This window comes from Acinetobacter schindleri CIP 107287 (genome assembly GCF_000368625.1).
GTDB lineage: Bacteria > Pseudomonadota > Gammaproteobacteria > Pseudomonadales > Moraxellaceae > Acinetobacter > Acinetobacter schindleri.
Map to the genome: position 1 here is coordinate 239,114 of NZ_KB849574.1, position 14,608 is coordinate 253,721.

Sequence of the window (14,608 nt, forward strand, 5' to 3'; positions counted from 1 at the left end):
AATTCAATCCGTTTATTTTTGACTGGCCATACAGATTTGCTGTTGGCTAAATCAATGGAGTTACACCATGTCTAAGGTTTGCCAAGTTACCGGCAAGCGTCCAGTCGTTGGTAACAACGTCTCACACGCCAACAACAAAACTAAGCGCCGGTTCGAGCCGAACCTGCACCAACACCGCTTCTGGTTAGAAAGCGAAAAACGTTTCGTACGTCTTCGTCTTACTACTAAAGGTATGCGTATTATCGATAAATTGGGCATTGAAAAGGTTGTTGCTGACCTTCGTGCTCAAGGTCAAAAGATCTAAGTAAGGAGTCAGGACAATGCGTGATAAGATTCGCTTAGTTTCTTCAGCTGGTACAGGTTATTTCTATACCACTACTAAGAACAAACGTACTATGCCGGAAAAAATGGAAATCAAAAAATTTGATCCAAAAATCCGTCAACACGTGATCTTCAAAGAAGCTAAAATTAAATAATTTTAGTTTTTTGAAAAAAAGCGACCTTTTAGGGTCGTTTTTTTTTGCATTTTTTTTATTCAGCTTGATAAACTTTCTTTTTGTTTTGGCACTTTTTGTGCTTATTTCCCATAAAAAACTGAAATTTTAAAATTCACCTTAAAGGAGTGTTTAGTGCCACATGACGTAGATCTCATCATATTACTGGCTGTAGGCTTTGGACTGGCGCTGGCATTCGGCTATATCGCTGCGCGCTTGCGTCTACCTCCCTTGATCGGATATCTGATTGCTGGGATCCTGATTAGCCCCAATACCCCTGGGGTGGTTGGTGACATCCAGCTCGCCAACCAGCTTGCCGAATTAGGCGTCATGTTCCTGATGTTTGGTGTCGGGATGCACTTTTCCTTAAATGACCTGATGCAGGTAAGGCGCATTGCCCTGCCTGGTGCGATCCTGCAAATTGCAGTGGCTACCCTGCTTGGCGTTGGTGTATCCATGCTCTGGGGCTGGAGTTTTGGTTCTGCGCTTGTTTTTGGTTTAAGTCTCTCCTGTGCCAGTACTGTCGTGCTCCTAAAAGCACTGGGAGACCGTGGTCTGCTTGAATCCATTAACGGTAAGATTGCTGTAGGCTGGCTGTTGGTTGAAGATCTGGTCATGGTATTGGCACTGGTGTTACTTCCTGCAACCGCAGTTTTACTCGGTGGTCAGGCACTGGAAGGTAGCAGTGATGGGAATATCTGGCTCACCTTGGGCATTACCCTACTCAAGGTCGCAGGCTTTATTGCCTTTATGCTGATTGTTGGTAAACGTCTAATACCAATGATCATGCAAGTTGTCGCGCGTCTAGGCTCACGTGAACTGTTTACGCTAACTGTTGTGGCCGCTGCTGTATCGATTGCCTTTGGTGCCTACAAAGTCTTTGGTGTCTCTATGGCACTAGGTGCATTCTTTGCGGGTATGGTCGTGAAAGAATCTGATTTCAGCCATCGTGCAGAAGAAGAAACCCTTCCGCTACGTGAAATTTTCTCGATTCTATTCTTCGTTTCTGTTGGTATGCTGTTTGATCCGCGGATTATGATTGAGCAACCCCTGCATGTGCTGGCGGTTGTTGCCATTATTATGATTGGTAAGACCATTGCTGCGATGGCATTGGTACTGTTCTTCCGTTATCCAATCAACACAGCGCTGACAGTGGGTGCGTCACTGGCGCAAATCGGTGAATTCTCGTTCATTCTTGCTGCACTTGGGGTATCGCTAAATCTGCTGTCACTGGAAGGGCAAAACCTGATTCTGGCGGGTGCCTTGATTTCAATTACCCTGAACTCTTTTATTTTCGCTGCCATCGAACCAGTACAGAAATGGATTCGCGAACGTTCCAACCTGGCGCGTTTACTGGAGCGCAGTGGCGATCCACTGGCCATGCTGCCTGATGAAGTATCCCAGGACTACCTGCGCGATCAGGTAGTGATTGTCGGCCATGGTGAAGTGGGACGTCGCATCACGACTTCCTTGATGGAACAAAATATTAAAGTTGTGATTGCTGAAGAAAACCGGGAGATTGTTGAAAAATTGCGTGCCAAAGGCATTGCAGCGGTATCGGGTGTGGCGACTGAACCAGGCGTCTTGATTCAGGCGCATATTCAGCATGCACGTCTATTGGTCATTTCCCCTATGGATATTTTGGATATTCATAAAATCGTGGATATTGCCAAAACTTTAAATCCTGAAATTCAGGTACTGGTCTGTGCCGAAAGTAAGGAAGAAGCTGAAGTCATCCGCCGCGATAATGTGGGTGCGGTCTACTATGCTAAAGAAGAAATGGCGAAGAACATGAGTCGTCATATCCTGCATCAGATTCAGATGGCTCATCAACATGGTTCGGCACATTAAATTTTAATTTTTTAAATTGGGCAGATCATGAGTATCTGCCTTTTTTATGACAAAAAAATTGATCGACTTTATAATAAACTCCTAATTTAAATAACTTATAGACTTTTATATTTGATTTTAAAGTCTTTTAAACAGGATTCTTGTGGGGGAATAGTATGCGTTATAAAGGTAAATTAACCACATGGAAAGATGACCAAGGCTTTGGATTCGCGACTACCCATGAAACTTCAGAACGTGTTTTTGTTCATATTAAAAATTTTAGTTATAAGACCAGACGCCCTGTAGATGGTGATGAACTGATTTATAATGTTGTACAAGGGACTAAGAAAAACTTACAAGCAACCAATATTCAGTTTTTACATGATTATGAACGTCAACGATTAAGAGACCAACGCCATCAACAACAAGAAGGTGGCAAAAGCTTATTGTCTAAAATTGCAGCTTACCCATTTATTCTTACCTTATTAGTTCTATTTTTGACAGGACAAATCTCGGTTTGGGTCTTAGTTTATTATGCAGTGATTAACCTCATCACGTTCTTCGCTTATTGGCAAGATAAACAATCAGCCCAAAACAATAAACGTCGTACACCAGAGCAAACTCTGCATAATCTGAGTTTATTTGGTGGTTGGATAGGTGCTTTAGTTGCTCAGCTCAGTTTAAGACATAAATCACAAAAACAAGAGTTCCGAAAAAAGTTTTGGTTAACCACAGTGATCCATATTATTTTTTTTGGTATATATTTAATAATGAAATAAATCCAATAAAAAAGCGCACGTTAAAGTGCGCTTTTTTATTCAGAATGGGAGAGCAATCAACTTAAATATTTTGGTTTTTCATCCACAATTTCAGCCTGCATTTCATTTGCCTGCTTTTCGAGCAGGCCAAATAAAGCCGCCTGAATCATATGCTGAGCAACCACCGGGGTCTGATCACCGAGAAGTGCTTTTACTTCATCATTAAACTGAATAATGACCAATGGCTGTTTTTCTGAGCCTGCATTGCGTAATGCTAACTCACCACTTTCCAGTTGAACGAGTTCTAAAATCGCTTCTTGACTACCAAATAGTTCTTTCAATTGTTCTATAGACATATGTCCTCCATGTTCAACATGGTGGCAAAGCGCAGAATCACTTTGCATCGCTGTTTATTGGATATATGGTTAATAATTTCAATTTCAAGGGTCATTGGTCGGATTAAAATTCCACCATCTCATTGCGAAAACCATCAATCAATTGTGTCAGGTCTCGATGCCATTCACGCAGGATTGCTGTATCTGGTAACCAGGCTTGAGGTGTTTGAGTGACTTTAATAATCAGTTTGGAAGATGTTTCATCTTCAGGCTCCGGCACACTCGGCTCGGGTGTGTACTGACACAAACGATAAGCACGCTTCAGCTCAGCGATAAAGCCGTCTTTAGAAAGTTGCTGCATTACGGTGACTTCTGGAGAGATCTGCCCTTTCGCAGCCATCTGCTCTTCAATCGATTTCAAGGTCGGACTCAGATCATTTAAACGGTAATAACGCACCAGTTCCTGCAAAAAAGCCAAGACTGCACCATGCAAATGGAAAACTGCTGATTCACGATGTGCCTGAGCCTGCTGGACATGATCGGTTTGCTCTGCCTGCTGACAGGCAAGGCGGGCGAAATAAAGTTTCTGATTGGTACGGTCCGCATGATAGCGAGCAACACGAGTCATGGATTTTTCCTAAGTGTTAAAACAAATTTTGGCTTTTATAACTTAAAACCAGATCATTATTTTTACAATGGAATTTATTTTATTTATTGGTTTTTTCAGGAAATATGAACAACCGGGCTGAATTACTAATGCAATTTATTTTAATTTTTGAAGAGTCATTAAATCTCTTTCATAAATCAAAAAATGATCATGCTATTCATACTTAAATAGATATTTAAAGCCCTTATCCCTCTGGAATGAGAGGCACTGCTTCGCTTTATAATGATTAAAAAATGATTTATGACAGAACTCTATTTTATTGAATAGACAATAAAATTTGGATTGAGTTAGTCAATCAGAAGCTCTAACTATTTGGTCATTCAGAAAAGTTATTTCTATAAAAAAGGAGCATTATCTGCTCCTTTTTCTATTTACGCCTGTGGCTTTTCTTCAGCCTGTTTCACACGAATGCCTGTACCATGTAAGCGCAAGGTATTCAGACCTTTGATCGCTTTAACTGCTTCACGGCCATGCGGCATTTCTACAAAGGCAAAGCCTTTAGACTTACCAGTTTCAGCATCCAGCACCAGCGTACAAGTATCTACTGTGCCATATTGCTTGAACAATTCCAGTAGCTCAGCCTCTGTCACAGTACGTTCCAAGTTACGAACTAAAATTTTCATTTGATAACCTTAAGAAGATAGGCAAAAAACATCAAAAAGCACTCGCCTACTCTACTTTTTGCATACAACAATATCTGTCTAGTTTAATCGAGATCAATGCCAAAATCTAAATTAATCGACTGGCGTTCGATTAAGGCACTTTTCACGGTTTGCTGACGGGTCTTGTAATGGGTTTCCGTAGTACACAGCTGGCGAGTTAGGTCATTCATAAAATAACTTTCGACTTTACGGCCCTGCTCATCCACTGTTTCGCGTGCCCAGTGATTCAGATTCTGTTTTGTCAAAATCAACTCATTCTGCGCACGGGTCAACGCTACATACAGCACGCGACGTTCTTCTTCAACATCATCAAAATCACCTTGCGCGCGCGCATGAGGGTACTGTCCCGGTGTCACATTCGCCACATAACAGACCTTCTGCTCTGTACCCTTGGCAGAATGGATGGTGATTAAGGTCACCACATCAGGATCTGACTGGCGTTCAATTTCAGAAATCGATACCGGATCGAGTACATATTCTTCCAGAAACTCGCTCAGCTGGGTATGTTTGGAAGCCAGCTGCTTGACCAGTTCAAAATCACCCTGACGGCGATTCCAGTCTTTTTTGTAATTTTCAGCGAGCTGGTTTTCGATGGCTTGAATGGCCAGACTAACACAGGCTTCAACTTCTGTTTTTAACACAGCCATCTGCTTCATGATCAGAATGGATTCCAATGGAATCTTGCCAAATTTTTCCAGCTTGTCTGCAATGATGTCCATCTCAGGCTCTGCCAAAAGTTGCTGTGATAGTTTGCTGGCACCGACATCACCTACGCCATTCCACAGCGTCAGAAAACGCATCCAGGCAATATCATCCAGCGGATTGGCAACCACACGCAATAAACTCAACAAGTCTTTAACATGTGCGGTTTCTAACAGCTTCATCCCACCGATAAAACGATACGGTACATTGGCAGCAATACAGGCCGCTTCAATATGGCGTGCCACAAAACTGGAACGCACCAGCACCATATGATCAGACCATTTACTGCCTTGTAAGTAATGACGCTCTTTAATATCGATGGCGATCCATTTAGCTTCATCAAACTCGTTCGGGAAGATATGCATTTTTGGCTTAATGCCTTCACCCCGATATGCATCCAGCCGCTTGTCATATTTAATTTCGGATTGATCCAGCAGCCAGTTGGACAGGTCTAGAATCTCTTGAGTCGAGCGGTAATTTTTTTCCAGTTTAAAAATCTGGGCATCGGGTACGCGCTCTTTGAAATGGTGAATATTTTCAAAATCTGCACCACGGAAACCATAAATCGACTGGGCATCATCTCCAACACAGAACAGGCTGATATGATCTTTGAGTGGTTCTAGCAAGGCCCATTGCAATGGATTGGTGTCCTGCATCTCATCGACCAGCATATGACGGCAGATTGAAGCAACATAATCCACCAGTCCTTCTGATTGTGCCAATGCACTCGCGACCACCGCCAGAATATCGTCATAGTCCAGGAAACTACGTGCCTTTTTACGTGTTTCGTATTCTTTCATGATGTCAGCAATCTGGTCTTTCAGCGCCAGATATTCCGGCATCTGTTTTTCCAGTGCCAGACTCAGTTTCTGCCGAGTATTGCGTGCAAAGGAATACAGGTCACACAACTCTTGTGGCTTGGGTAGGTAATTCGGGTTTTTCTTGTCATCACGTCCGCGAATCAGACGGAACATCATCAACTGATCATCACGATCAATAATCGAAAACTGCTCCAGTCCAAATGCTTTGGGAATCCGGCGCAGCAGATACATACAGAAGGTATGAAAAGTCGATGCCCGCAGACCTTTGGCCTCATCCCCCAAAGCCAATTCCACACGCGCGACAATTTCACTGGCTGCACGACGGGTAAAAGTCAAAATCTGAATCTGATTGGCGGGTACGCCCTGATCGATCAGATAAGCTGCACGTGCGACGATGGTTTTAGTTTTGCCACAGCCCGCCCCAGCCAAGACCAAACTGTGCTTTGCTTCAGTCGTCGCAGCTTGTTTTTGTTGGGGGTTCAGTTCATCTATTAGGGTGGCTAAACTCATGATAACTCATCATTCTGTGGATGCGTGTAGTTTAACAGATCACTCTTATAATTATGGCTTTTCATCCGCGCTAAAACAGCACCCAATTTTATCTCTAGATTTGCTATAGGGTCGACGGCATGGATGCCGTCTGCTGGATTGGGGTATATATCCCCTCAATCCAGTAAAGGATTTTTGTTACCTTGCGAAGCAGTGCCTCTTATCCATGAAAAGTAAGATCTGCTTACGCGTTATTATCTACCATTAGGTAAAGCTTTTGCAGCAATGACTATCTTGCAAGAGAAAACTAAGTCCTCGGTTCCAAAATATTTTTAATAGTTTTGGACACTGCTTTTTCCAGATTCACTTCCCCATTTTTTAATGCTTCTTCCAAGCTACAATCTGGTGGATTAATTCCCACAATCTGACTAAAGCCGGCATCAAATAAAGACTCAATTCCTTCACCCACCAGACCAGCAAAAGCTAACACCGGTTTATTGAACTGCTGTGCGACCTGAGCAACGCCAAACGGTGTTTTGCCTAAGGCCGTTTGGCTGTCAATCTTGCCTTCACCAGTCAGTACATAATCCGCTTGAGCAATTTTTTCGGCTAATCGGCTTTGCTCAATAATCAATTCCACACCGGATTGCAACTTGGCATCCGCAAATGCCATAAGGCCAAAACCCAAACCACCCGCTGCACCCAAGCCTGCTACATTCTTTATAGAAATACCTAAACTTGCTTCGACCAGATTAGCATAATGGTTGAGATTACGATCCAGTTGCTGCACCATTTCCGGAGTTGCTCCCTTCTGCGGCCCAAAGATTGCCGAAGCGCCATTCGGTCCACACAGTGGATTATTGACATCAGAAGCGATTAGAATTTCGGTGTTTTTCAAACGAGCATCTAACTGGGAAATATCTATTTGATTAATCTGATCTAGATTACCGCCGCAGACCTGAATCGCTTCACCTGTACTATTGAAAAACTGGACACCCAATGCCTGTGCCATCCCGGCACCGCCGTCATTGGTGACACTACCACCAAGTCCAACAATGATTTTTTCAATACCGCGATCTAATGCCTGTTTGATCATCTCTCCTGTGCCATAGGTTGAGGTCAGCATCGGGTTACGTTGTTCTGCTGCGAGCAAATGTATGCCATTGGCTTTGGCCATTTCAAGGACGGCAGTTCGACCATAATCGACTATGGCAAAATAAGTAGACACTTGCTGAGTCACTAAAGGCCCAGTCACCATACAGGTAATACATTGACCACCCAAGGAGCGCAGCAAGGCATCTACTGTTCCCTCACCACCATCTGCCATAGGCACAGCGATACAGCATGCATCAGGAAAGACCTGCAAAACACCGCGTTGCATAGCTTGGCACGCTTGCTCGGCTGACATACTTTCCTTAAAAGAATCGGGTGCCAGGACAAAAGTATGCATATTCTTCTCAATTATTAATATTTTATGGTTAGAAGTTTCAGTCTATCTATAAGCTCATAGGCCAGTATCAAATTTATTTACAAGCACGACTAAAGTTGTAGGGTAAATTCAGCATTATCCAATCAATGTTTCCAACCCAATTCAATCGCAGTGATCTCATTAATTAGAGTCTGACTTAAAGATTCTGGCATTTTACTTGACGTTTGAGAGGTTGGAATATGCCCTGCCATCAGTTCTGCTTTGGCTTGCGGAAACAAAGGTTGCTGATTAGGAAATGCATATCCCACAGGATACATCGGCTGACCAGTCGCCAGATCATATTTATCTCTGGCTCCAAAGGCATGTAATAGCTCATGTACAAGGACAATCTTGTTTTGTTCAGTCTGTTTCCTGGAAGCGAACAGGTTCACTGATCCAATCCGGCCTTTTTGTAAAGCTGTTGAATGCTTTAACACTTTATGCTGTGCCGGATCATAGCAGTTTAAATATAAGATCACATTGGCCGAAGGATCTGAACTTTGCTGCTGTTGCCAGGCATAGAAACGGAATTTCAGGCTCCAGAAAATGGTATCTATAACTGAGGCCTGCTCAGGAACTTTAGGTGGTAATTCTTTCAGTTCACGTCCAAGATTAAAATAGAAGTAGGTTGGCTGACCGCGATACTGCTGCGCAGCCTTTTCCAGATATTCTTGTGCTCTAGTTAAATCCTGAGCCGAGAGCTGCTGAATATATTGTTGGGTAGCTGCTGAACCATCAGCATTAATTGGATGCAACAAAACAAAAATAGGCTTGGACCAGTCCTGGTTTTGGTCACGATAGGCATTGACTGCGACCACAAATAAAATCAGTAGCAGAATCAGGATTCGGATTTTTTTCCACATGCGTTAAGCACTCTGTTTTTTTATTTTTCTAAGAAACATCTGGCTCATTTCAATCTTAGTTTCAAAAAGATTTAAAGTTTTGATTAATCCAGAAAGTTTGGCACGACCATAATTACGAGAGTCAAAATCAGGTTTTACCGCACTTATGTATTGCCCAACCATACTTAAATTGGCCCAACCATTTTCATCTGCATTATCTTTTACAGCTTTATAAATTAAATTAAGTGTGGCTCGGTCCATCCCTTCAGGTAACTGAATTTCCTTTTGGGCAGATATGGTTTTTTGTCCACTTGTCTTGCTAATATCCGAAACTTTTTTATCAATTAAATCTGTTTCTTCACTATCCTCATTATTTTTAATTTCACTATCTACAAGTAGGTTTTCAATATAAATAAACTTGTCACAAGCTTTCTTAAATGCTTCAGGAGTAGCTTTTTTGCCAAAACCATAGACGGTGAGACCATTTTCACGAATACGTGAAGCTAAGGGCGTGAAATCGCTATCACTGGATACGATACAGAACCCATCTAATGCACCTGCATAAAGTAAATCCATAGCATCAATAATCAGAATCATGTCTGTTGCATCTTTACCTTTGGTATAGGCAAATTGCTGTACAGGTGTAATTGCATGTGGAAGCAAAACATCGCGCCAATTTTTTAAGGTTTCACTACTCCAATCTCCATAAACACGTTTAACACTGGCAATACCGTATTTAGCAACTTCTTCTAAAACTGATGCGATTGCATTAATCGATGAATTATCCGCATCAATGAGCACTGCGAATTTTTTTGTTTGAATATCCACACCTTCCCCAAATTTTATTATTAATCAAATTTCTAAAATTTATTCTGCCATAAAAAATGCCGACTGATGTCGGCATTTTTTACTTTTAGCTTTTAGGCTTCAACCCATTTTCCATCCTGGTAAACCAAAGACCATTTGGTTTGCTTACCTTCAGGTGTCTCTGAACCAATATATTGCGACTGGTTCTTACGGCTGAATTTCACTAGAGTTGGATTACCTTCAGGATCTACATCTGGTGCCTGCAAGATAAACTGATACTTTGGATCCAGCTGCTCTGCAACGGTACGTAGTTCCGCCACCTTCGGTGCACGGGTTTCACGTACTTTAGGGAATTTGCTCGCTGCCAGGAACAGACCTGCTGCACCATCACGCAGGACAAAGAAATCATCATGCTTGGTTGAGCGTAAATGTTCCATCTTGATTGGATCAACACGCGGTGGCGCAGGCTGACCATTTTTCAAAACCTTACGGGTATTTTCACAGCTGGTGCAGGCAAAATAAGGACCAAAACGGCCAGTCTTTAACTGCATTTCGCCATCACATTTGTCACATGGAATGGTTGGGCCATCATAGCCCTTGATCTTGAACTCACCTTCTTCCAGTTCAAAACCGGCACAGTCCGGATTATTACCGCAGATATGCAGTTTACGACCACCATCAATGACATAGCTGTCCATCGCAGTTGAGCAGATCGGACAACGTTTTTTCGACATCAGATCAGCAGTTTCAGCGGCATCATCGTCAGAAAGTGCAGCCAAAGACTCAACTGGGGTCAAGTTCAGTGTACCTTTACAACGCTCTTTAGGCGGCAGGTTATAACCTGAACAACCTAAGAATACACCTGTGGTTCCGGTACGGATCTGCATCGGACGGTCGCATTCTTTACAGTGCACGGCATTGACTTCCACCGGCTGATTACGGCGCATACCGCTCTCACCCTGTGCATTGGTCAAACGCTTCTTAAAGTCACCGTAGAAGCTGTCTAAAAGATCTTTCCAGTTCCGTTCACCATCTGCCACCTTATCCAGCTGACCTTCAAGATCTGCTGTAAAAGCATAGTTCATCAGGTTGTTGAAACTTTCATCCAGACGATCAGTAACGATCTCACCCATTTTTTCAGCAAACAGGCGACGGTTATCCAGTTTCACATAACCACGATCCTGAATGGTCGAGATAATCGCGGCATAGGTCGAAGGACGGCCAATACCACGTTTTTCAAGTTCTTTTACCAAGGAGGCTTCAGTGAAGCGTGCAGGTGGTTTAGTGAAATGTTGAGAAGGATCAAGTTTCTCTAGCTTCAGGACTTCACCCACTTTGACAGCTGGCAATAAAATATCGTCATCTGCCTTGTTGGCACCACGAACTTTGGTGAAACCATCAAATACCAGCGTACGGCCTTTGGCTTTCAGCTCCACACCATTGGCATCGACTAAAATGGTAGAAGATAAATATTCAGCAGGTGTCATCTGACAGGCAACAAACTGACGCCAGATCAGGTCATACAAACGCTGTGCATCTCGTTCCACACCAACCAGGCTATCACCTTTCAGGCCAACGGTTGAAGGACGAATTGCTTCGTGGGCTTCCTGCGCACCGGCTTTATTGCCATAACGGTTTGGCCTGGCTGGTAAATATTTTTCACCAAATTCAGATTCGATGTGACCACGTACCATATTGACTGCATCATCGCTCAAGAACGTAGAGTCAGTACGCATATAGGTAATAAAGCCCGCTTCATACAGACGCTGTGCCAGCATCATGGTTTTCTTCACCGAGAAGCCTAAACGTGTGCTGGCTGCCTGCTGTAGCGTTGAAGTGATATACGGCGCGCTTGGATTGACCTTGGTTGGTTTATCCTCACGGCTCATCACCTTGTATTCGGCATCTTTGATCAGGTTCAACAAAGCATCAGTTTCAGCTTTATTGTGCAGCTTTAAGGTCTTACCGTTTTGTTTCACTGCTTCCAGGCGAATGTCATCTTTTTTCGCTTTGGTATCAGCAAATACTTGCCAGTATTCTTCAGGAATAAAGGCACGGATTTCACGTTCACGCTCAACCACCAGTTTTACTGCAACGGATTGCACACGGCCTGCCGACAAACCACGGGCAATTTTTTCCCACAGCAATGGCGAGATCATAAAGCCCACGACACGGTCCAGGAACCGGCGTGCCTGTTGAGCATTGACTTTGTTGGTATCCAGACGGGTTGGATGCTTGAATGCTTCCTGAATGGCATTTTTGGTAATTTCGTTGAAGACCACACGCTGGTAACGTGAATCATCACCGCCGATCACCTCTTTTAAGTGCCAGGCAATCGCTTCCCCTTCACGGTCCAAATCCGTTGCCAGGTAGACTTCATCAACTTGCGAGGCCAGTTTTTTCAGTTCAGCAACCACATGCTCTTTGCCAGGCAGGACTTCGTATTTAGCTTTCCAGTCGTGTTCCGGGTCTACGCCCATACGGTTAATCAACGCCTGCTGTGATTTTTCCGCTTTTTCTGCTTCAGTCAGCTTGGTTCGCGTTGCTGGTTTTTTCTCTGTACTTTTGGCAGAGCCGCCTGTCGGCAAATCACGTACGTGACCGACAGATGATTTCACAATGTAGTTCGAACCGAGGTATTTGTTGATTGTTTTCGCTTTTGCAGGCGACTCCACAATCACTAAGGCACGCTTATTTCCAGCGTCGGAAGACTTCGCTGTGCTGCTTTTTGATGTGGACCGAGGAGCGTTCGCCATAATTAACCGTTAATCCTGTATATTCTAAAAAATTAAAGTTCAGCCAAGGAATGTAATAGTGCCTTGATGTCATCGAGCTGGGCCGCTTTTAGATCAGCTTCTTCATCCCAATACAGTCCAACACAGTTTGCCTGCATATCAATAGCATAAATGCCTTTTAATGCAATGGGAAAATCTTTAAATTTGTCATCGCCTTGTACCAGCTCAAGCTTTTGATCGACCACACGGGCACGCATCAGTGGCAAACGTGCGTCTGGTATCAGCACACTATAATAAGCCACCATGCTGGCACGCTTTTCAGTGGCCATCGGCACTTTGGTCCAGTCAGGAGCCACAACCAGACGTGGGTGTAATCCCATCTTGCGGGCTTTCTCACGCATCATGCCCAAAGCTCTTTCCCGTGGGCTGACACGCAGACCAAAAATAGATCCCAGTACAAATACAATGATGACGACAGCAACCCAGATTCCTGTATTTTCCATAGCTCAACCTTTATGTTCTATTATTAGAGTTGCATAAGCTCAATATAAAACGCAAGTTTGCGCGACAAAATTAATTCAGGAACATCTCATGGCTGTAGAGAACTTCATGACCATTCCAGTAAATATAGCCTTTCTCCAGCAGTTCCTTCAGCAATAAACGCACATCGGATTTTGGAAATAACTGTTCCAGTAAATCTCGCAATTCATAAATATCTTTAGGCTTGTCACCTTGCAGTTCACGCAGCTTGCGTGCCACTTCCATCTGTACCGGATCAATGCGGTCAAAGTTTTTGAACAATCCCTGTTGTGCAGACTGAATGGCAGATTGTTCTTCAATGACTTTTTCTGGCTCTTCCGGGGTCAATTCAGCAATGGCCTGACCTAGATCCCGTGATGTAGTTGGTGCAGCAGACAGATCCAGTTGTGACCATTGCTTTAATACCTTTTTACGGAAGGCAATCTGATCCTCATAGCGTTTTACAATCTTGAGGTTAATCAGCATTCCGACGACATGCTGTGCTTTGCCTGGCAGTACTTGCAATATATTCGCTACTGAATTTTTCAGGCTTTCCAGTGTGGTTGGCTTGCCTGGCATTTTCACCAGTGCATCACAATATTTTTTCACCAGTTGTAAAGCGGGTTTTTGCTGAATCGTGTCGAGACTTGGGATCTTGAATTTAGGAGAGATTTTTTTATCCTGTTCCGGTTCTGCCTGTACCTGAATCAGGCTACAACTAATGTCAGATGCAATCAGCATTTGCATCAGCATTTCACTGCTGTCCATGGCTGAAATCAGTTCCACATGCGTTTCCGGTTCGAGCAGTGCCATCAGCTGTCCGACAATGACCGCATATTCATATTCACGGTGTTCAGCTTCAGGAATGTCCAGAATGACCACTTGCCCACTGGCGATCCAGCCTGCCAGTTCGGTCAGGTCTTCCAGTTCAAATTCAAACTTACCGGCACAGCTAAACAGGTACAAGATTGGATAATGCTTGGTGATTTCACGTAATAGAGTGGCGGTCGGGAAATTATTTTCAAGATCGAGTAAAACAACTTTCTGTGACATGGAACACCAATCTGAACAAAACCTGGAAGCGCTATTAGAGGGGCAAGCGTGAAAAAGGTCAAATTATTTTAAGCATGGCTAGTTTTACTGACTAGGATTACCCTGCTGAAACAAAGCATAGACCCATTAAAGCGAAAACCCTCACAATCGAGGGTTTTCTACATGACCAATTACATAATTAATAATGCGGTGGTCGATCAATAATCGGGTCGAATTCTGCAATGCCTTCGGACAAATCTGCCGACTCAACACGTTGATATAACAGTGTCATTTGCTTCTGAAGATTGATGATTTCCAGATTCTGCCTGGTCACCTGCTGATTCAACTGTTCAACTAAATCGTCCAAAAATGCAATTCGGACTTGCAAATCTTCAATGGGTGCGGAAAATGACGCCTGTTCATTTAGATTTTGTTGTTTAGTCATTT

Annotated in this window: 15 protein-coding genes; 4 read left to right on the forward strand and 11 right to left on the reverse strand. The window is 43.4% G+C overall.

The window, feature by feature from the left end:
- The first annotated feature begins 67 nt into the window (after positions 1-67).
- The 4 genes from rpmB to F955_RS01380 all read left to right on the forward strand — a co-directional run bounded on the left by rpmB (position 68) and on the right by F955_RS01380 (position 3,103).
- Entirely contained in the window at positions 68-304 is a 237-nt protein-coding gene (rpmB, locus tag F955_RS01365; RefSeq protein WP_004813275.1) for a 50S ribosomal protein L28, read from the forward strand.
- A 16-nt stretch (positions 305-320) separates the two neighbouring features.
- Positions 321-476, forward strand: coding sequence for a 50S ribosomal protein L33 (rpmG, locus tag F955_RS01370; protein ID WP_001205031.1), 156 nt, complete (start codon positions 321-323; stop codon positions 474-476).
- 153 nt (positions 477-629) lie between these two features.
- Complete coding sequence (locus F955_RS01375; protein WP_004890287.1) at positions 630-2,345, forward strand: cation:proton antiporter; 1,716 nt, start codon at positions 630-632, stop codon at positions 2,343-2,345.
- A gap of 155 nt (positions 2,346-2,500) precedes the next feature.
- Positions 2,501-3,103, forward strand: a complete 603-nt coding sequence (locus tag F955_RS01380) for a DUF1294 domain-containing protein (protein WP_004890290.1) — start codon at positions 2,501-2,503, stop codon at positions 3,101-3,103.
- Positions 3,104-3,159: 56 nt separating this feature from the next.
- Here the strand turns inward: F955_RS01380 and F955_RS01385 are convergent, their stop codons facing one another.
- The 11 genes from F955_RS01385 to F955_RS01435 form a co-directional block, all read right to left on the reverse strand.
- Positions 3,160-3,438 carry a hypothetical protein gene (locus F955_RS01385; protein WP_004813278.1) on the reverse strand — a complete coding sequence of 93 codons (279 nt, stop codon included), beginning with the start codon at positions 3,436-3,438 and terminating at the stop codon, positions 3,160-3,162.
- A 103-nt stretch (positions 3,439-3,541) separates the two neighbouring features.
- Entirely contained in the window at positions 3,542-4,045 is a 504-nt protein-coding gene (locus F955_RS01390; RefSeq protein WP_004813280.1) for a DUF6586 family protein, read from the reverse strand.
- Positions 4,046-4,455: 410 nt separating this feature from the next.
- Complete coding sequence (locus tag F955_RS01395) at positions 4,456-4,707, reverse strand: RNA recognition motif domain-containing protein (protein ID WP_004890294.1); 252 nt, start codon at positions 4,705-4,707, stop codon at positions 4,456-4,458.
- A gap of 83 nt (positions 4,708-4,790) precedes the next feature.
- Positions 4,791-6,779, reverse strand: coding sequence for an ATP-dependent helicase (locus tag F955_RS01400; RefSeq protein ID WP_004890296.1), 1,989 nt, complete (start codon positions 6,777-6,779; stop codon positions 4,791-4,793).
- A 286-nt stretch (positions 6,780-7,065) separates the two neighbouring features.
- Positions 7,066-8,208 carry a glycerate kinase family protein gene (locus F955_RS01405; RefSeq protein ID WP_004890300.1) on the reverse strand — a complete coding sequence of 381 codons (1,143 nt, stop codon included), beginning with the start codon at positions 8,206-8,208 and terminating at the stop codon, positions 7,066-7,068.
- Positions 8,209-8,330: 122 nt separating this feature from the next.
- A complete protein-coding gene (locus tag F955_RS01410) occupies positions 8,331-9,089 on the reverse strand; it encodes a hypothetical protein (RefSeq protein ID WP_004890303.1) in 759 nt (252 codons plus the stop codon).
- A gap of 3 nt (positions 9,090-9,092) precedes the next feature.
- Complete coding sequence (locus F955_RS01415; protein ID WP_004890306.1) at positions 9,093-9,896, reverse strand: NYN domain-containing protein; 804 nt, start codon at positions 9,894-9,896, stop codon at positions 9,093-9,095.
- 92 nt (positions 9,897-9,988) lie between these two features.
- Positions 9,989-12,631, reverse strand: a complete 2,643-nt coding sequence (gene topA, locus F955_RS01420; protein ID WP_004890309.1) for a type I DNA topoisomerase — start codon at positions 12,629-12,631, stop codon at positions 9,989-9,991.
- A gap of 32 nt (positions 12,632-12,663) precedes the next feature.
- Complete coding sequence (locus F955_RS01425) at positions 12,664-13,113, reverse strand: ammonium transporter (protein WP_004813293.1); 450 nt, start codon at positions 13,111-13,113, stop codon at positions 12,664-12,666.
- Positions 13,114-13,183: 70 nt separating this feature from the next.
- Complete coding sequence (locus F955_RS01430; RefSeq protein ID WP_004890311.1) at positions 13,184-14,182, reverse strand: hypothetical protein; 999 nt, start codon at positions 14,180-14,182, stop codon at positions 13,184-13,186.
- Between the two features lie 178 nt (positions 14,183-14,360).
- Positions 14,361-14,606, reverse strand: coding sequence for a SlyX family protein (locus F955_RS01435; protein ID WP_004813295.1), 246 nt, complete (start codon positions 14,604-14,606; stop codon positions 14,361-14,363).
- Positions 14,607-14,608 lie beyond the last annotated feature (2 nt).